The organism is Flintibacter sp. (assembly GCF_046973065.1).
On record NZ_JBKVXZ010000001.1, the window covers coordinates 1 to 18,277 of the forward strand.

Annotated in this window: 18 protein-coding genes and 1 pseudogene; 8 read left to right on the plus strand and 11 right to left on the minus strand. The window is 54.1% G+C overall.

Features of this window, described 5'->3' with window-relative positions; genetic code table 11:
* Nucleotides 1-48 precede the first annotated feature (48 nt).
* From ACLTXB_RS00005 to ACLTXB_RS00030, 6 genes and pseudogenes are all read right to left on the minus strand, one after another.
* A pseudogene (locus tag ACLTXB_RS00005) lies at nucleotides 49-177 on the minus strand (Maff2 family mobile element protein); the annotation flags it as partial.
* A 98-nt stretch (nucleotides 178-275) separates the two neighbouring features.
* Nucleotides 276-2,129, minus strand: coding sequence for a VirD4-like conjugal transfer protein, CD1115 family (locus ACLTXB_RS00010; protein WP_428225927.1), 1,854 nt, complete (start codon nucleotides 2,127-2,129; stop codon nucleotides 276-278).
* The gene (locus ACLTXB_RS00015) at nucleotides 2,116-2,538 is read right to left on the minus strand and encodes a PcfB family protein (RefSeq protein WP_207747301.1); all 423 of its coding nucleotides are present in this window, start codon (nucleotides 2,536-2,538) and stop codon (nucleotides 2,116-2,118) included. Before ACLTXB_RS00015 ends, ACLTXB_RS00010 begins: the two co-directional genes overlap by 14 nt.
* A gap of 112 nt (nucleotides 2,539-2,650) precedes the next feature.
* The gene (locus tag ACLTXB_RS00020; protein ID WP_196011291.1) at nucleotides 2,651-3,364 is read right to left on the minus strand and encodes an antirestriction protein ArdA; all 714 of its coding nucleotides are present in this window, start codon (nucleotides 3,362-3,364) and stop codon (nucleotides 2,651-2,653) included.
* Nucleotides 3,364-3,705, minus strand: coding sequence for a hypothetical protein (locus tag ACLTXB_RS00025; protein ID WP_196011293.1), 342 nt, complete (start codon nucleotides 3,703-3,705; stop codon nucleotides 3,364-3,366). Before ACLTXB_RS00025 ends, ACLTXB_RS00020 begins: the two co-directional genes overlap by 1 nt.
* Before the next feature lie 293 nt (nucleotides 3,706-3,998).
* Nucleotides 3,999-5,459: a ParB/RepB/Spo0J family partition protein gene (locus ACLTXB_RS00030; protein ID WP_196011294.1), complete on the minus strand. Its 1,461-nt coding sequence runs from the start codon at nucleotides 5,457-5,459 to the stop codon at nucleotides 3,999-4,001.
* Between the two features lie 257 nt (nucleotides 5,460-5,716).
* Here ACLTXB_RS00030 and ACLTXB_RS00035 point away from each other — a divergent pair, with 257 nt between their 5' ends.
* Nucleotides 5,717-5,866 (plus strand): hypothetical protein, encoded by a 150-nt coding sequence (locus ACLTXB_RS00035; RefSeq protein ID WP_428225928.1) that lies wholly within the window; start codon nucleotides 5,717-5,719, stop codon nucleotides 5,864-5,866.
* Nucleotides 5,867-5,915: 49 nt separating this feature from the next.
* Here ACLTXB_RS00035 and ACLTXB_RS00040 read toward each other — a convergent pair whose 3' ends face one another.
* Both ACLTXB_RS00040 and ACLTXB_RS00045 read right to left on the minus strand, forming a co-directional pair.
* Complete coding sequence (locus ACLTXB_RS00040) at nucleotides 5,916-6,170, minus strand: DUF6061 family protein (protein WP_428225929.1); 255 nt, start codon at nucleotides 6,168-6,170, stop codon at nucleotides 5,916-5,918.
* Nucleotides 6,171-6,591: 421 nt separating this feature from the next.
* Nucleotides 6,592-7,500 carry a four-carbon acid sugar kinase family protein gene (locus ACLTXB_RS00045; RefSeq protein ID WP_428225930.1) on the minus strand — a complete coding sequence of 303 codons (909 nt, stop codon included), beginning with the start codon at nucleotides 7,498-7,500 and terminating at the stop codon, nucleotides 6,592-6,594.
* 550 nt (nucleotides 7,501-8,050) lie between these two features.
* Between ACLTXB_RS00045 and ACLTXB_RS00050 the strand changes: the two genes are divergently transcribed.
* Nucleotides 8,051-9,259, plus strand: a complete 1,209-nt coding sequence (locus ACLTXB_RS00050; RefSeq protein ID WP_428225931.1) for a MalY/PatB family protein — start codon at nucleotides 8,051-8,053, stop codon at nucleotides 9,257-9,259.
* Nucleotides 9,260-9,503: 244 nt separating this feature from the next.
* Here the strand turns inward: ACLTXB_RS00050 and ACLTXB_RS00055 are convergent, their stop codons facing one another.
* Nucleotides 9,504-10,256 carry a hypothetical protein gene (locus tag ACLTXB_RS00055; protein WP_428225932.1) on the minus strand — a complete coding sequence of 251 codons (753 nt, stop codon included), beginning with the start codon at nucleotides 10,254-10,256 and terminating at the stop codon, nucleotides 9,504-9,506.
* Nucleotides 10,250-11,233: a MarR family transcriptional regulator gene (locus tag ACLTXB_RS00060; RefSeq protein ID WP_428225933.1), complete on the minus strand. Its 984-nt coding sequence runs from the start codon at nucleotides 11,231-11,233 to the stop codon at nucleotides 10,250-10,252. The genes ACLTXB_RS00055 and ACLTXB_RS00060 overlap by 7 nt, the downstream gene beginning before the upstream one ends.
* A 235-nt stretch (nucleotides 11,234-11,468) precedes the next feature.
* Between ACLTXB_RS00060 and ACLTXB_RS00065 the strand changes: the two genes are divergently transcribed.
* The 6 genes from ACLTXB_RS00065 (at nucleotide 11,469) to ACLTXB_RS00090 (ending at nucleotide 17,194) form a co-directional block, all read left to right on the plus strand.
* Entirely contained in the window at nucleotides 11,469-11,867 is a 399-nt protein-coding gene (locus ACLTXB_RS00065) for a helix-turn-helix domain-containing protein (RefSeq protein WP_428225934.1), read from the plus strand.
* Nucleotides 11,868-11,877: 10 nt separating this feature from the next.
* Nucleotides 11,878-12,318, plus strand: a complete 441-nt coding sequence (locus tag ACLTXB_RS00070) for a hypothetical protein (protein WP_428225935.1) — start codon at nucleotides 11,878-11,880, stop codon at nucleotides 12,316-12,318.
* Nucleotides 12,319-12,336: 18 nt separating this feature from the next.
* Nucleotides 12,337-13,890, plus strand: a complete 1,554-nt coding sequence (locus ACLTXB_RS00075) for a phytoene desaturase family protein (RefSeq protein WP_428225936.1) — start codon at nucleotides 12,337-12,339, stop codon at nucleotides 13,888-13,890.
* Nucleotides 13,890-15,056, plus strand: a complete 1,167-nt coding sequence (locus ACLTXB_RS00080) for a 2Fe-2S iron-sulfur cluster-binding protein (protein WP_428225937.1) — start codon at nucleotides 13,890-13,892, stop codon at nucleotides 15,054-15,056. The genes ACLTXB_RS00075 and ACLTXB_RS00080 overlap by 1 nt, the downstream gene beginning before the upstream one ends.
* A gap of 153 nt (nucleotides 15,057-15,209) precedes the next feature.
* The gene (locus ACLTXB_RS00085) at nucleotides 15,210-16,523 is read left to right on the plus strand and encodes a hypothetical protein (RefSeq protein WP_428225938.1); all 1,314 of its coding nucleotides are present in this window, start codon (nucleotides 15,210-15,212) and stop codon (nucleotides 16,521-16,523) included.
* A complete protein-coding gene (locus tag ACLTXB_RS00090; protein ID WP_428225939.1) occupies nucleotides 16,496-17,194 on the plus strand; it encodes a DUF6320 domain-containing protein in 699 nt (232 codons plus the stop codon). The genes ACLTXB_RS00085 and ACLTXB_RS00090 overlap by 28 nt, the downstream gene beginning before the upstream one ends.
* Nucleotides 17,195-17,238: 44 nt before the next feature.
* On the opposite strand, the gene ACLTXB_RS00095 is transcribed toward ACLTXB_RS00090, so the two are convergent.
* The gene (locus ACLTXB_RS00095) at nucleotides 17,239-18,192 is read right to left on the minus strand and encodes an alpha/beta hydrolase (protein ID WP_428225940.1); all 954 of its coding nucleotides are present in this window, start codon (nucleotides 18,190-18,192) and stop codon (nucleotides 17,239-17,241) included.
* Nucleotides 18,193-18,277: the final 85 nt, after the last annotated feature.

Consider the following 18,277-nt stretch of genomic DNA (forward strand, 5'->3'; position numbering starts at 1 on the left):
TGGCGGTCTATCTCTTGTTTTCGGTTGCTTGCTTCCTTACCGTACATGAGCATTGGAACCTGGGTTGTCCGATCCATAGCCCTCCAGCAGATTGACAACGCCCCACACGCCAAGTCCAGCGCCGAGGGCTACAACAAGAGTCTGCAAAGTATCAATAGCGGAAGTGAAAAACTGCATAGAGCCTCCTTTTCTCCGGGGTATTCCCGGCCATGAAAAAAGCCGCCATTTCTGGCGGCAGGTTACATACTTCGGGACACTTTGTCCCAAAGCCCTATTTATGCAAAGGCGTCCGGATCGTCGATGTCATCATAATTGAGGATGTCCTCGTCCTCGCTTGTGATCCCATCGTCCGGCACAGCCACGGCATACACCTCACACAGCTCGTCCGGCCCGGGCCGCCTGCGGCGGTTAATGAGCCGGTCAAGGTCAAAGGCGTTTTTCTTTTTGTCGGCTTCAGCCGTATATCGGTAGTTCGGGTGCTTTTTCAAATCGTATTTCGGGGAATAGAACGGGGGCAGGCCCCGAAGCTGTAAAATGCACTTATCCCCGGGCATGGTTGCCAGCTCGCTGGGTGTCATCAGCTCCCGGCCCAGCCGCTGGTTATTTTGACTGTAGCTTTCCGACTGCCCACGGGAGCGGCTGTCGGTCTGCATGGAGATGGTGGCTTTCCCCAGCCAGTTTTCCGATATTTCCTTGATGGTGCTCGCCTCACGGCCTCCCAGGAATACCACGCTGTCCATATTTCCGAGAATTGTCTCCGCGTGTTTATCGTAAATGGCTTTGCACTGCGCCAACTGCTGGTAAAAGAGCGTCAGCGATACCTCGCGGGAGCGGATTACCGCGCAGATTTTTTCGAGCTGGGGCACCTGTCCCGTGTTGGCCGCCTCGTCCCACAGCACCCGTACATGGTGGGGCAGGCGGCCTCCGAAAACATTGTCGGCCCGCTCACACAGAAGATTGAACATCTGCGAAAAGGCCAAAGCCACAAGAAAGTTATAGGTCTGCGTGGTGTCCGAAATGATAAAGAACACCGCCGTTTTCCGATCTCCGATGCGGTCAAGCTCCATCTCGTCATAGGCCATAATCTCCCTAAGCTGGGGGATGTCAAAGGGCGCAAGGCGGGCCCCGCAGGAAATCAGGATCGACTTCGCGGTTTTGCCGCTACTTAATTTATATTTGCGGTACTGCTTGACCGCAAAGCAGTCCGGCTTGCGCTTTTCCAGCCCCTTGAACATATAGTCCACGGCGTTTAAGTAGTTTTCATCGTCCTCCTTTACTTCCATGCCGGAAATCATATCCACCAGCGTATTCATGTTCCGATCCTCGGCAGGGCCCTCGAAAATGATATAGGCAATCAAAGCGCAGTACAAAAGCGTTTCCGCCTTCGTCCAGAACGGATCGCCTTCCTTGCCCTCGCCTTTGGTATTGGAAATCAGCGCATCCACAAATTTAAGGATGTCGGCCTCATTCTTGATATAGGCCAGCGGATTGTAGTGCATGGATTTTGAAAAATCAATGGAATTGAATACCTTGATCCGATACCCGCGCCGCTGTAAGAAAGATCCCACCTGGGAGAGCACCCCGCCTTTCGGATCGACGCACACATAGCTGCATCCGCCGTTTTTATCCGCGCTGGCCTGCAAAATCTGCGGAGTGAGCCAGAAGCGGGTTTTGCCCGAGCCGGACGAGCCGATCACACAGGCGTTAAGGTTGCGGGCGTTGGCCGGGTTTTTCGGGCGGGTGTTCATGGTAAGGAACTCTGTCCCGGTCAAAATGATGTTGTTTTCAAACTTCGGATCGATAAAGGGCTTGATGTCCTTTTCCGTTCCCCAGCGGGCCGATCCGTATTCTTCATCCCGTCTAAATTTCTTTGCGTTCTTGCTTTTGAAGTAGATCAGCAGGCGGAAGCCTGCCGCACCCACAATGCCGATGAGCCAGTCAAAGGGAGCAAGCCCCGGCGCAAAGTCGGCAAAGGCCGGGCCGATAGTCTGCCCCAGGCCCATGAGCTTATGGGCGAAATCTGCGCCAGCGGCCAGCCGGTAAGCCGTCCCCAGCTTTAAGCAGGCCCACAGCACAAACAGATAGGGGATGTTTGGAAGTACATATTTTTTGATGTTATCTGTCCTCACGAACCGCCTCCTTTACCCGTTCCCGCTTGCGGGGCTTTTCCTTCGCAAGCTGATCCGCCGCCTGTTTAAGCTGTTCCCGGATGGGGATGCGGCGGGATTTGGATTTATTCAGCACCTTCCGCGAGTATTCAGAAAAGCAGGCGGTGATCGCATCCGCCTGCCCCGACTTGAAAAACAACAAGTATTTGTCCGGCCCGGTTTTATAAAAGGCATAGTCCACATTCCACTTCCGGGCCACCCGGTCAAACACCTTCGTGTCCCCGGAAAGCTCGATGCTGTTTGTAGCCGCTCCGTGTCCCATGAGCTTTTTCACGCTCTGCCTGCCGTGGGGCGTCTGGCGTTCCCGGTAAGCCTTTCGGATCTTCCGGCCCACAGCCCCCAGCACATAGGCAAGGCCCCGCGCCGTCAGCTTGCTTGCCCGGACGGAAATTGCTATGGTACGCCGGGAAACATCTTCATCAATCAGTTATACCGCCTCCTTTCCGGCGGCCGCCTCGGGACAAAGTGTCTCGAAGTGCCGCCTATCGTTCCTCACGCTCCTTATGGGAAAGTTTCCGAGAGCCTTCCAAAGAGGAGCCGTCAATAATCTCCTTGTAGGCCGCCATCTGTTCCCGAATGGAAAGTTTCGGATAGGAGAAAACCCTGTGCTCGGCGGGAATATCCTCGATCCCGTGGTAGTGCTCGATGAATTTCCCACCGTTATTCAGCACATAGCCGCCGGGGGCAAAGTGGCCGTCATCATTGATCCGAATATCACGCCCGTATGCCTCATAGTCAAAATAATTCAGCAAATGCTCCGGCACATCAATAGCCTCCATGTCCTCCACATAGATACGGCCCAGCGTTTCATCGTCCCCCACACCGGGATAAAATTCAAAACAGTCCAGGTTCTGCGTGAGGTTGATAAGGTCGGCCACGCTGGAAGTGTGCTCCCCGCTGTCAATCACAGCCTCGAATTTCTCCAAATCGCTTTGTTCTAATTCGGAAAGCAGGCAGGCCAGATGGTTGAGCTCGTCAAGGTTTTCGTATTCCGTCAGATAGTCATAGAGCCCCAGCACATCGCCGTCAAAGCTGGTAATGAAAAACTCCTCATACCGCACGCCATCCACGCCGATGCGCTTTAGGAGCGCCTGCACCTCCTCCGTGGTAGTGGGGAATTTCAGCGTTTCTCCTACCAGCTCGCCCTCGTTATATTTTCCCAGGTTCGTGATGTAGGCTTCGAAAAGGGCCGCCATCAGCGGCGGCCCTGTCCCTTGACGGTAAGGATGCCATCAAGGGTGGTAGCAGTAATCCCCAGCCGCTGGGCAACGGCGATGTCGTTTTTCATGGCCTCGGTCATAGTATGGCCGCAGACTACCAGCACATGGGAGCGGCGGAGCAGGTCGCGGCTCATGTCAATACCGCTTTTGTGCTCCTCCGGCACTGCGTCATTGAGGAATAAGGGCAGATACAGGGTAGGGCAGATGGGCGAAAATCCCGCCTCATATACCGCCCGGCAGTAGCGGGCCGCCTGTTCCGCGTTTTCACTGTCACCGCCAAGCCATCCGGCGGTAATATAAGCAAGTGGCCGTTTCATTGTCAAAACCTCCATTCATTGAAGAAAGATACTTCAGCCCAATCCCCCCGCCCTTTCCCAGTCATGGGAAAGGGGGCGGCTCTGGAGGATATATATACCCCCGCCGCGCCGCTGGAAATAGCACAGCCGGGGCAGACCGTAAAGGGCAGGCCGCCGCAAGCGGCGGTGCGCTGCACCCTTGACGGCCCACTCCCGGCTGTACAGGAAGGTAGGCGGCGACGGGGGATATATCACCACAGAGCCCTCTGCAGGAGGGGCCCCCTCGGGACAATTTGTCTCGAAGTGTGGTCGGGTTACTTGTCTTTTTCCATCTTTTTCGGGGCTTTTGCCAGCTCGGGCGGCTGTTTCTCCTTCCACTCGTCCAGCAAAGTCATGATCTGCTCCTTCATTTTGGCGGGAGTGGCCTCCTTGCCAAAATACTTCTCCAGTTCAGCCATCGAAATAATCACGCCGCGATCCTCCTTTTTCTTTTCGCTTAATATGCCGTCAATCACATCGCCGTTGAGCTTGCCTTCCTTATCCAGCTCCCGGAGCTGTTTCGCCTGGGCCAGAGATGGGGACGCCTGTTCTCCGTCAATGGAAACGGCAATCAGCCTTTGGTTTTTCGGCTTGATATAGGAAAGCTCCACCGCAGGCATGAAGCCCATCTTTTTATCGTCCACCTTATCCATGAGCTCCGGGACAAGGTGGTTAAGGCGCAGATACCGCATAACCTTTTTATAGTTCATGCCATGCGCCTCGCCCACAATCTCAACCGAGCGTTTCCCCACATCGCCCTCGGCCACACCTTTCAGCCGGGAGCCCTGGTGCTTGATGTCCTCTACCTCCAGATCCAAAAGGGCGGCCAGTTCGCTGGGGAGCGTTTGATCCCTCTGTTTGTTGCTGTCCTTCATGGCCTCCACCGCCTCGTGGTCGGTCATATCCCTGACAATAAAGGGCATTTCCTCCAGCCCGGCCAGTTCGCTGCCACGGCAGCGGCGATGGCCTGCCACAATCTCATAGCCGTTTCCATCCTTTTCCGGGCGGGCAAGTCCGGGCACCATAACGCCGTTGAGCTTGATGGATGCCACCGTTTCCTGCATTTTGGCATCGTCCCGCACCTTGAACGGATGGGGGCGGAATGTATGGAACGGGTGGAGCTCGGAAAGTTTCAGATAGACCAGCTTTCCCTCCTCCACAGGGCGGGGCGGTACAGTCGGCTCCGTCACACCCTGCTCCGGGGGAGCGGCCTCCTTTGCGGGCTTATCCTTTCCGGCATCCGGGGGAGCAGGAGCTTCGGGAGCCTTCCCGCCACTTCGGGACAATTTGTCTCGTTGTGACGGCTGGGCCTTGTCGGGGGCCGCCTTGTCAGCCTTAGACGGGCGGCCCTTGCGGGGCCCGGCCTTTTTGGGTTCTTTTTCAGCCTCCGGCCCGGGGCGCTCTGTTTTATCAGACTTAGGGGGACGGCCACGGCGCGGCTTTTCAGCTTTCTTGCTTTCAGCGACAGGATGCTCCGGTGCAGGAGCCCCGGCCTCCTGTTCGCGGGATGCCTCTGCCTTTTCCACCTCGGCCCGGGCCGCCTGCCGCTTTTCTGCCATGAGCGCGTCAATCTGCTCCGCAGAGATTACCACATCTCCGGGATCGGCAGGCCCGGCCTGTTCCGGCGGGTGTTCGGGAACGGCGGCCTCCCCGTGAGCCGGATCAGCCACAGCGGGCGCGGGGGCCTCTTCGATTTTCTGCACCTCGGGGCCCGTGTTCAGTTTTTCATCTGCCATTCACTAACCTCCTTTTCGTGAAAGTTGCACAATTTTCGAGCTTAAATTTCTGTAATTATTTTTCTACCTCCTTCCGGTCTATCCACGCAAAAAAGCCGCCCAAGATAGCACCTGGACGGCTTTCTGCGTAATGTGATAGATCAAATATTATTTTTTTCGGATTGCAGGCCCCGAAAAGCCTTGTATTTACAGCGTTCCTAATAAGAAACAATCATAAGAATATGGTTCCCACTATTCCGTCGTTGGAAAAAATCTGCATGGCTTTTGGCATCACGCTTTCTCAGCTATTCGCAGAAGAAGATTCACCGGTTTCTCTGACTGATTCACAAAGGAAGCTCCTGGAACGATGGTCAAGATTGAGTGAAGAGCAACAAGCCGTAGTGTTTGCTTTAATTGACAAAATGTAAAAAAGCCGCCAGAAGCAGCATCTCATGGATGTGCCTCTGGCGGTTTTGCTTATGAATCAAAATCTAACTGTGGAGCCTCCGTTACGGTTCGCAGGTATTCTTCCGGATCGCCATTCAAAATCAATTCTGCATAGGACAGCGGATCGTTGTAGATGAGCCAGTCCAGTTCAGACCACTGGAAACGACTATTCGCCACCTCATCCTCAACGGCGGTGCAGTTGAGGGAAACCATGCTGCCGTCGGAATATCTTAGTTCAACGCAACCTGTGTCCATGTTAAATTCACAGGAAAGTAATGTTTTCATAATGCTATCCTCCAATATAGGCTCTGTTAACAAGAAAAACTCCCGCCTAATTCCTGTTAGGAATCAGACGGGAGTTTCGTATGCACCCGAAAACCGTCAGCTAACAGTTGATAAGTGATTTAGTTCCTTATCACTGTTAAGCCAACGATTTTAAGGCTTTTTCCTTTTCTCAAACCGGAAGGTCTCGGATCAGGCCTCCGGGATCCCTTGTACTAAATCTGGCCATTTTTGAGGTCAAAATTTAGTACAAAACAGGTGGGGTATGTGCCGCTCCTCTCCCCTCCCCTGCCCAAGTGTTGATTTGAAACCGCCTGCCGCATTCTGTACAGAAAACAGAGTGCGGCAGGCGGTTTTGTTTTGTGGTGCAATTCCTGAGGGGACAAACAGCATAGAAGTTGCGGTCTCTGCCTTTTGTTTTGGACTACGCAAAGTGGTTAGCTAAAGGAGCGTCTTTTAACTGCGCCATCCATTCCGCAGTGATCTGCAGCCCGTCTGGACTGGTCAGCCAACGGTCATCCAGTTTTTGCTCCGGTGTAAGTTGGATTCGTGGAGCACCGGCTCGCTGGGCCTCATCCAGCTGACGCAGAGTGATTGGGTTAATGCTGCCGCAGATCACCAATAGTTTCTGTGGAATCGGTGGAAACTGAGGTTCAATTCGATCTAAATCTAATAAATCTGGTAGTACAGAGGCAAAGCCTGCGCACCCTGCTAGCAAATTTAGCTCCCCTCGAAGCTTTAGCGTTTGGGCGATCTGCTGTAGATCTTCATCCTTAGCTGAGTCGTACACCAGAATGCCCTGTGGGAGAACGTCGGGAACGGTGGAGCCCATTAAGTGGGTATGCACAGGACTTTGACTGTAAATAATTTCTTTTACTTTGGAACTTTGTACTGGTTCAAAAGGGTCTTTTCCGAATACGCTTTGAGCGACGGGTTTGCCGTCAATATAATGTATTCCATTTACTGTGATACGATTGATGAGAGGAAAAGCTGGAATAAAGTGGAGCTGTTTATTGCCTGAGGCATTTAATGCGGCGGTCAATTCGCTTCCGATATTGCCCCGCAGTCCGGAATCTGTCTTTTTATAAATACAGGGAACTCCTGCCTCTACTGCTGTTTGAACAATTTGATATACTGTCTGATAAGCGTCCTGTGCCGTCATGTGTCGCGTTTCCGCATCTACAATCAAAACCTGGAGGTTGTGATCGCTTATTTTTAGAGATTCAATGCATTTTTCTGAAGCGATTTGAATTAGGGTTTGTTTGGCTTTAAATTGTACGCCCGTATCCAGTGCTCCGGTAAAATCGTCTGCGATTACCAGTAGTTTGATCATAGCGGCACCTTCCAATAATGTTTCAAATTAAAACACACAAAATGGCGAGACGGTTGTGCGTTTTTAACTCTTTTTGAAAATAAATAACATTATTTTTTGTTACAATAAATATATAGCACCTTAAGCCCACATTTGCAACAGCCGAGAAAAGAGGAAGTGTTTAAATGTGAAACTATTTTGGAACAATTTATGGTACATCTGTACTGTTTTACGGAATGTGCAGCGACAAGCTTGCTTGCATTAACTGAATTGCATCTTGATATCAGTACAAAATAAAGGTGAGGAAAAAGAAAATATTGCGTCGACTGCACTTATAAAGCAACTGATTTGAAAAACGCCTACCGGCATTCTAGATATAAAAATAGAATGTCGGCAGGCGTTTTAAAATTTGCTTATTGCTGCGTTGGAGATAAGTGAAATCTCGGCGGATGATGCGTTGAAATTGTACTCAAATGTCTGTATAATGAAGAAAAACACAATAAAAAACTGCATTTACCGGGAAACTCTGTGTACCATCCAAAAGCGATTTTAAGAAAGGAGGCAGACGACTTTGAAGTACGATTTCACGTCCATCATTGATCGCCGCGGCATGGACTCCATTGCCGTGGACGGCATCGGCCACAAGGTGTGGGGCAACGAGCCCGCCGCCCCCAAGGAAGGATTTGACTCCATTCCCATGTGGGTGGCGGACATGAACTTTGCCACCTGTCCGGCCATTGCCGCCGCTGTGATCGAGCGCACCAAGCACCCTCTCTACGGCTATTTCCTGCCCCGGGACGAATACTACCAGAGCATCATAAACTGGCAGACCAAGCGCAATGGCTTTGCCGGACTCAAGCGGGACTACATCGGCTATGAGAACGGGGTCCACGGCTGTGTCACCAGCGCCGTTCAGACCCTCTCGGCTCCCGGAGACCGGATTTTGCTCCACAGTCCCACCTATGTGGGCTTTCGCGCCGATGTGGAGGGCTTGGGACGGAAATCTGTGTACAGCCCGCTCAAACGGGATGAAAACGGCGTGTGGCGCATGGACTATGAGGACATGGACCGGAAGCTGAAAAAATACCATATCCACCTGGCCATCTTCTGCTCCCCCCACAATCCCACAGGTCGGGTCTGGGAGCGTTGGGAGCTGGAAAAGGCCATGGAGGTGTATGAGGCCAACCAGTGCCTGGTGATCTCCGATGAGATCTGGGCGGACATTGCCTACACCCGGCACATCCCCACCCTGATGGTCAATGACTGGGCCAGAGAGCACACTGTGGCCGTCTACGCCCCGTCCAAGACCTTCAATCTGGCGGGCCTCATTGGCAGCTACCATATCATTTACAATGATTATCTCCGGGACCGGGTGAAGGCCTGGGGTGATGCCACCCACTATAATGAAATGAATGTCCTCTCCATGCACGCCCTCATCGGGGCCTATTCCAACGAGGGACAGGCGTGGACGGACGAGCTTCTCCAGGTGCTGGAAGGCAACTGCAAGTATGCCTATGAACATATCCGGGACCACTACCAGGGTGTGTTTGCCGCCATGCCGCAGGGCACCTATATGTTGTTCCTGGACCTGACCGACTACTGCCAGCGCACCGGCCGGACCCTGGACGAGGTCATTCAGGCCGGCTGGGACGTGGGCGTGGGCTGGCAGGACGGCCGGGCCTTTAACGGTCCCTGCCACATCCGCATGAACATGGCCTCTCCCCTCTCCCGTATCCAGGAGGCGTTTAATCGCCTGGACAACTATGTGTTTGATAAATAAGCGTTTCCATAACGGAGATTTGTGCTGAGAATCCCTCGGCGGTATCTGACAGTGGCCTGGGAGATGCCCTATAACGGAAAACGCCTTGAAATCATTTGATTTCAAGGCGTTTTCCGTTATAAAATCCTTTGGGGAACCAGTTCGCTTTTTGTGGTTTGCTGGATCAAAACAACCTTGCTATGCCCATCTCTCTGTCTTGAACATGCCTGCCTCAACCAGAGTAAAAGCAATATGTAAGTTTATTCTATAAGAATATGTTCTCCAACGCAGAAAGAATCTCGGGTACAGTGATTCCCTGGATGCCCATAGCTCTCAGGTCAATCACTTCATCTTCCATGGCAGAGATAAACTGGCGGAAATCCGCTGCAACGAATGGACTGAGTTTGATCCTGGCCTGCGGATCTACGATGGCAAATAGGCGAAACACATCGTTCTTGTGTTTCTTTATGTCCCGATCATTGACATGTTCCCCCGCAGCTTTCCGCGCTGTTAAATCAAGCCATGCTCTGGCTTTGAATACGATCAGATATTCCGCTGACAGTATGGGAACTCCGTCTACAGTGTGCCGCCCCTCCAACATCAGGTGATAGTAATCATCGTTGAGCATAATAGCCGAAAGACTGGAGATGTCTTCTGAGATGGGCAGAGGGGTCAAGTGAACTTCCGGATGTGCCAACTGAAAATCCGGCCGCTTAGAAAACAACTCGATCATTTTTGGGTAGTTTGGAAGTTGCGGTTCTGTAAAACGGTAAAAATGGGGCACTTCTGAATTGCGCCATCCGCACTTGTAACCACCGGCCTTTATATAACTCCAAAAAATGGGAGCAAACTCCTCAAAGCGGTTTTCAATTAAAAGGATCATGTCGATGTCGCGGGTGGCACGGAAGGGCAAGGCGGCCTCACTCATCAAGATATCACATGCCGTCCCGCCAATAATTGTGTAGCAGTCCTCATACCCTTGAAAATGGGCACGGAATGATTCGAATCCTGTTACCATTGATAGTCCTCCAACATTTCGTCTACCGCCATTTCTATACGCTCATCTGGATGAGAGCGAAAGGATGCGGCCAGGGAGACAATGTCTACCGTGCCGGCATGGGAAAAGCACACCGGGTCATAGCGCCAGACTTCTAGCTGCATGTAATCTGTTTTGCTTTGCCACGCAGGCTCGATACGCTTCAGTCCGGCTTCCTGTTGACGTTTATAAGCTTTACGGTCAATTGCCCGGCAGGGAACTGGAGGCATATTGAGCATGGTGCGTTCACAAAGCGCAGATTCTCCGCTTAGCGGTAATTTCATCAGTTCGTTGGTTTGTTGCACATATAAACGCTTTTGCACAGGATCAATGAAATATTGCCGGGCCATATCAAACAACTCTTTGCCGGTGCGTACTGGGGTGACATAGTTGCTGCGGCCGGATTTTTGCACAGAAACCAGGCCAAGAGATTCCAATTCCTGTACGGAACGGGTAATGCTCATGGGCGAAACTCCTATCTGTCTAGATAACTGTACTTTTGTCAGCGCTGTGGAATTATGGCAGTATATAAAATACAACAAAAGAAACTGGGATTGCGGGGAGAGCCTGGAAACCGCTTTTTGGGCTGCGGCAGTACGTTCCTGCAGCAGTATACCGAGGCATGGCAGATATAGTTGGCTGCCGGGGACAAGAAAAGAAATGTGGTTTTCAATTAAAACCTTTCGTTGATACGAAGTGAGTGCACGGAAGCAGAGCACCATGTCACCCTTCCAAAATTCCAGGAGTTTATTTCTCTGTTTCAGAAATGCGGAGAGTTGAAACTGGTCGACATCCAGATAGATGAGTAAAAGATCTGTATTTTCAATGGTGAGGACAGAATATGTGCGGCCGCTCCGTAAAAAGAGGGGCAAACGATCTGCATCGTCCCATGGTCGTTCCGTTGCGCACAGACCCAGGGTCTCATTTAGGTATGAGAGCATCAGCATCACCTCAAACATATAATATCATATAAAATATTAGTAAACAATATTTTTGTTAGTATTACTTGTGTAACAAATAGTTTGGTCAGAAATCTGTATTCTATAACCGCTGAATTTTGTAAAGCCTTTGGAACCCATTCTTGGAGGAAAATGTAGTGGAATATGAGAAATAGTTGGCCTGTTCCTCTCTTGACCCCCTGGCCCGACATCTTCTATAATAAAAAGGAAGAAACGGTTATTTTTGGAGGTTCCTATGGACTATATGACTGTGCGGCGGGCCGCCGAAAAATGGAATCTCTCCCCCCGGAGCGTACAGCAGCTGTGTACCCAGGGGCGAATTCCCGGCGCGGGGAAGTTTGGAAAGGCCTGGGCCATCCCCGCCAATGCGGAAAAGCCCGCCCATCCCCAACAGGGGGAAGGCTCCCCCTCCCTGAAATCCCCCGAGCCGGAGGACGTGTGCGACAGCGGGATGCTCATGCCCCTGATGAACACCCCCTTCTTGCCGGGCCGCTGCCTGGAGACGGTCAGGCCATGGCAGAGGGTCCCCAGCGAGACATTGCGCTGGCGGAGTACCACTATTTCAGCGGCAGGCCGGAACAGGCGGCGCTGGAAGTGGAGCCCTAAACTGCTCCACCCAGCCCATTTACTCTGAATTTGAAAACATGGAAACCCTGCGGGAGGAACTGATGGCCTATATCCGGGAACACTATCTCCGTGAGGACGCCGGCAGCTATAAACAGGTGGCCCTCTCCTTCCTGCACTTTGCCCAGCGGGAAAAGAACCTGTTTCAGCTGGTCTACCTGCGGCACCGGAACGAAGGAGAAACCCTCTTTGAGGACCCCAACGAGATGCAGACCATCCATAAGCTGGAGGTAAACCTGGAGCTTCCCCGGCAGAAGGCGGCAGAAATGCACCGCAGGATGCAGTATTACAGCTACTCCATGGCGGTGATGATGGCCACCGGCTACCTGAATTTCAGCGAAGAGGAGATCAGCACCGAGCTGACCGAATATTACCGCATCATGCTGAGCTATTATAAGCAGGTCAAAACGGAAGAAGAACTACAGCACTGGCTGGAACGGTCACGAAATCTGCTGGTGTGAATAAAAAGGAGGAACACTATGGCAACAAAAGCGAAAAAAGCCTATGACGTGGTGGTCATAGGCGCAGGCAACGGCGGTCTGGTTGCCGCCATTCGGATTTTGCAGGCTGGATACTCCTGTTTGCTGCTGGAAAAGCACAATCTGCCCGGCGGGTTTGCCACCAGCTTCAAGCGGGGACGCTTTGAATTTGAGGCCAGCCTGCATGAGCTCAATGATTTTGGTTCCCCGGAAGAGCCCGGCGATGTGCGCACGCTGTTCCGCGACCTGGGCGTGGAGGACAAGATCGATTGGGTACGCATCCCCGAGGCGTACCACCTCATTACCACCGATAAAAAGTATGACTGCGTCATGCCCTTTGGCCAGCAGGCCTTTATCGACAAGATGGTGGAGTACTGCCCGGAATCCCGGAAATCCATCACGGAGTTCTTTGAGCTGTGCAACGAGGTGCGGGATGCCCAGACCTATTCCAACTCCGTCAACGGCAACACCGACTCCGACTATATGAAGAAGACCTTCCCCAATTTCGTCAAGGCGGGCAGCTATTCGGTCAACGAGGTGCTGGATGCCCTGAAAATGCCCCAGAAGGCCAAGAATATTATCAACGCTTACTGGTGTTACCTGGGCGTGGACTGCGACCGCATGAGCTTTTTGCACTACGGCTCCATGGTCATTCGTTATATCACCCGGGATGCCTGGATGCCCAAGATGCGCTCCCATGAGATCAGCCTGGCTATGGATACCCGCATCCGGGAGCTGGGCGGCGATATTTGGTACCACTCCGAGGCCGAAAAGATCCTGTCTGATGACAGCGGCAAGATCTGCGGCGTGCAGCTCACCGACGGCAAGATGATCGAGACTCACCACATCATCGCCAACTGCTCCCCCCATCTGGTGTTTGGCAAGATGCTGGAAAAGAAGGCCGTGACCGAGCAGATGGTCCGGGCCACCAACAGCCGAAAGTTTGCCGGCCGTGGCTTCTCGCTGTTCCTGGGCCTCAACCGCTCCGCGGAGGAGCTGGGGATTACCAGCCACAACTACTTTATTTATGACGCCGCCGATACCGTCAAGCAGTACGATCTGAAGAAAAAGGTCAGCACCAACCACGTCCAGGCCACAGTCTGCCTGAATAACGCCTACCCGGAGTGCTCCCCCAAGGGCACCTGTATCATGTATTTTACCACCATGTTCATGTCCGACGACTGGGGAAATGTGACCGAAAAGGACTATTTCAAGATGAAAGACCAGGTGGCGGATGACATGATCCGCGTGTTTGAGCGGGAGACCGGCTGCAAGATTCGGGACGCCATCGAGGAGATCTGTGTGGCCTCCCCCACCACCTATGCCCGCTACTGCGGTCATCCGGAAGGCGTCATTTACGGCTATGAGACGGCCGATTGGGACAGCCTGATGCCCCGCATGATGATGATGAAGGAGGATGCCCTGATGAACCCGGGCATCCGCTTTGCAGGCGGCTACGCCATGCGCTCCAGCGGATATTCCAGCGCCTATATTTCCGGCGACCTGTCCGGACGGCAGACGGTAGGCGATTTGAAGAAGGAGGCGAAGGCATAATGAACTTCAAGAAACAAATCTTTGGGTTTATGGATATGCTGCGGTTTAAAAAGCTGGTCCCCACCCGCCGGCAGATGCTGGCCCAGGGGGAAAATAAACCGCTGCCTCAGGAATACCGCACCAACGTGCTGGCCCAAAAGCTGCATCCCGGCTATATGCAGGTGGAATTGGTTGCCGCACGGCCGCTCACCGAGACCATCCGGGAGCTGACCTTCAAGCGGGTGGACAGCGGTGCGTTCCCCTTCTTCCGCGCGGGACAGTATGTCTCCCTTCAGATGAAAATTGGGGACAGCGTAGTCAGCCGGCCCTATTCCATCGTCTCCACGCCCCAGCAGGCCTTGGAAAACAAATTGGTGCTGGCCGTGGAGAATGCGGGCTTTGTATCCGAATACCTCAACAAATCCGCCAAGGTGGGAGACCGCTTTGTAATGACCGAGCCCTCCGGCGAGTTCCACTATGAGACCCTGCGGGACAGCAAGGATATCATCTGCATCGCAGGCGGCAGCGGCATCACGCCCTTCCTGTCCATGGCGGGCAGCATGGCGGATGGGGATGAGAGCTACTCCATGCTCCTGTTCTACGGTGCGCGCACTGCGGCGCAGCTGGCCTACAAAGCAGAGCTGGACGCGCTGGCGGAGCGCTGCAAGGGCCTGAAGGTGGTGTATGTCCTCAGCGATGAGGAGCAGCCCGGGTGCGAAAAGGGCTTTGTGTCCGCCGAGCTGATGAAGAAGTACACCGATCTCACCGACCATACCTTCTTCCTGTGCGGACCGCCCGCCATGTATGCGTTTATCGCCAAGGAGCTTGAACCCCTGAACCTGCCCCAAAAGGCGGTACACCGGGATGCGGCCTGCTGCCGCGATCTGCCGGTGGAGAAGCCCGGCCTCTTCAAACTCACCGTTCACATGCGGGATGAGGTGTATATCATTCCCGCCAAGGAGAACGAGACCCTGCTGACGGCCATGGAGCGGGCCGGGCTGAATGCCCCCAACAAGTGCCGTGCCGGCGGCTGCGGCTTCTGTCACAGCAAGTGGCTCTCGGGCAGTTATCGTATTGCGGACGGCCGGGACGGCCGCCGGGAGGCGGACCGGAAGTTCGGCTTTATCCATCCCTGTGTCACCTATCCCCTGGAGGATATGGAGATCGACGTGCCGGTAGCTTACTAAGAAATAACCTGGAAACACCCTTGAAATTGAACGATTTCAAGGGTGTTTCTTTTTTGGGGTCCGCCATCCAGCATTTCAAAAAACTTCTATTTTGTGCTATAATGAGGTCACTGTTTCAGGCGTTACAGTCTTTCAGCTTGGAGGGAAAAAGATATGGAATCTTCTGCTTCCCACCCTTGGTACCATCTGGATAACGCGGCCATGATGTACTCTGCCATCCAGCGCGGAAGTTACTCCGCTCTGTACCGGTTTTCCGCCGTGATGACACAGCCGGTGGACCCGCAGCTTCTTCAGCGGGCCATCGACAAAACCATGCCCCGGTTTCCCGGATTTCAGGTGAAAATACGCCGAGGATTTTTCTGGTACTATTTTGAGCGGGACGATGCCCCCGGACCGATCCTGCAGCGGGATATCCGCAATCCCTGTCAGCCGGTGCGGTTTCAGAACCATGATAAGCTCATCCGCTTTTTCTACTATGAGAAGCGGATCTCCATGGAGGTATTCCACGCCCTGGCAGACGGCGGCGGAGCCCTGGTGCTCTTCAAAACACTGCTGGCGGTATATTTAAGGGAGATGGGTCACGAAATTCCCAATACCAACGGGATTTTGGACATCACGCAGCCGCCCAGGCCGGAGGAGTGGGAGGACGCCTACGCCCGGTATGCTCACTCCAAGGTCCATCTCAGCATGCGGGAGCCCAAAGCCTACGCCTGTACCGGAACCCCAGAGCCCTTCTACACACTGAATACCACCATGGGGTTTGTCTCGGTGCGGGATCTCCATGCCGCAGCCAAGCGGCACGGGGCCTCCATTACGGAATATTTGGCCGCCATCCTGCTGCAATCCATTCTGATTCGCCAGCGCCGGGAGGGACGCAGGCGGGAGCTTCCGGTTTCTTTGGCGGTGCCCATCAACCTGCGGCCCTATTTTCCCTCGGAGACGCTGCGCAATTTTATCCTCACGGTGCGGCCCAGCATTAACCCGGAGCTGGGCGACTACACGCTGGATGAGATCATCGCCCAGGTCCACCACCATATGCGCCTGCACATCACCAGGCAGGAGATGCAGGCGGTCATCACCAAAAATGTTTCGCTCCAGCATACGCTGCCCCTGCAGCTGGTGCCCTCTCCGGTAAAGAACCTGGCCATGGATCTGGGATACCGCATTGCCGGGAGCCGTCCCTACTCCACTACCTTTACCAACCCGGGAATTTTCCAGGTGCCCGAGGAGATGAAGCCCTGTATCCACCATATGGAGGTGGTGCTGGGGCAGTCCTACACCCCCCGGGTCAACTGTGCGGCCATCAGCTTTGGCGATACGATGGAGATCACCTTTGCAGGTACGGTGAAGGAAAGCGATGTGGAACGGGAATTTTTCCAAACCTTGGTGCGGGAGGGGCTGCATGTGAAAGTGACCTCCAACCGAAAGGAGTGTGTGTCGTGTCATACTGTGTCAACTGCGGAGTAGAGCTGGATGGGGATGCGGTACAATGTCCGCTGTGCCAGACTCCTGTCATCAATCCGGTCTGTCCTCCGGATACGGAAATGACCCCCAATTTCCCCCTGGAGCGCCAGGAAGTGGAGCCGGTGGACCGGAAGGAACTTGCCATGCTGCTCAGTGCCATGGCGCTGTGTGCCTCCGTCTGCTGCGGCCTTTTGAATCTGTTTCTCCTGTGGCGGGGTGTCCCCTGGTCCTGGTTCGTCATGGGAGCCTGCGCCATGCTGTGGGTATGGCTGGTGCCGCCCCTTGTGCTGCGGAAGGTGCCGTCGGTGGTTTTCCTTCTTCTCGATCTGCTGGCTGTGGGTGGTCTGCTGGTGCTGATCAGTGCGGCTACCCATGGGCAGAGCTGGCTTGTTGGCATCGCCCTGCCCGTGTGGGCCGGATTCTCGCTGCTTTTGCTGATCATCTGGCAGACCGCGCGCAAGCGCTCGTTCCTCAGCCGAAGCCTGCTGGTTCTGAGCGGCATCGTGCTCTTCCTGCTGTGGCTGGAGTTTGTGATTGACCGCTTTTTGGGGGCCTACCACCCTATGTGGTCCCTCATTGCCGCAGCGGTTGGGATCACGATGATGCTGCCGCTGGCGGTGATCCGCACCCGGCCCAACCTGCGCCGTCAGGTGCGCCGCCGCTTCCACTTCTGAGACTTAAAAAACAGTGCCTGCCATCTGGCAGGCACTGTTTTTTGCTATCCAAGCTGATGGAGAAAGTCTGCCACTGCGGTCATGGCCTCCCCCGCGCTTTTCAGGGGGAACATCTGGAAGACGTGCCACATATCCGGCCAGCTCTGAAGAACACAGGGAACGCCTGCGGCGATCAGAGCATCCTGGAGCCGTGTAGAATCGGAGTAGAGGATCTCCCGCTCTCCCACCTGAATCAGAGTGGGAGGAAACCCGGTCAAATCGCCAAACAGGGGCGAAAAGCACGGCTGGCTGTAATCGGCGTCCGGGGCGTAAGCGCTGCGAACGGACTGGATGTAGCGGTTGGTGAGCATGGGGTCCAGCTCCTCCCGCTGGGTGTAGGAATCGCCGCTGGCCGTCATATCGGTCCAGGGAGAAAAGAGGACCAGCCGTCCGGGCAGGAAGCGTCCCTGCTCCTTGAGGGCGAGGGTCAGCTCCAGGGCCAGATTGCCTCCTGCGGAGTCTCCGGCCAGGATGATGTCTCGGGCTCCCCAGCCCTGGTGCATGAGATACTCCCAGGCAGCCAGCGCATCTTCCAGCGCGGCGGGATAGGGAAACTCAGGGGCTAGCCGGTACTGGAAGGCCAAAACCTCGCAGCCCGTGGCACTGGCCATTTTTGCGGCCAATACCCTGGCATAGCCCAGGTTTCCGCTGGTGTATCCGCCACCGTGACAATAGAGGATCACCTTGTTGCGGTCATGTCCACGCTCCGGACGGACCCAGGCCATGGGCATCTCATCCAGGGAGAAGGGCTCCCAGCTAAAGCCGATGGGCGGGGACATCAGGCGGCCCAGGACCTCCTGGCCTTTGCGCTGAAAGGCTAGGTCCTCCAGATCTGTGGAGTCGGGGGAAGCGGCGCTGTGGACGGTTTTCAGGGCGGCCATCATGGCGTCAGTCAGTTTCTGGTTGAGAAGCTCTGTTGTTTCCTGCTTGGTTTTTGTTATATTGAGTTTGGAATTCATACGGAATCCACCTTTCTTTTGCTGTGGTATGGTTTTATTATGACAGGTTACGGGGATACATGCGGTTGCACAGCCAACGCGCTTT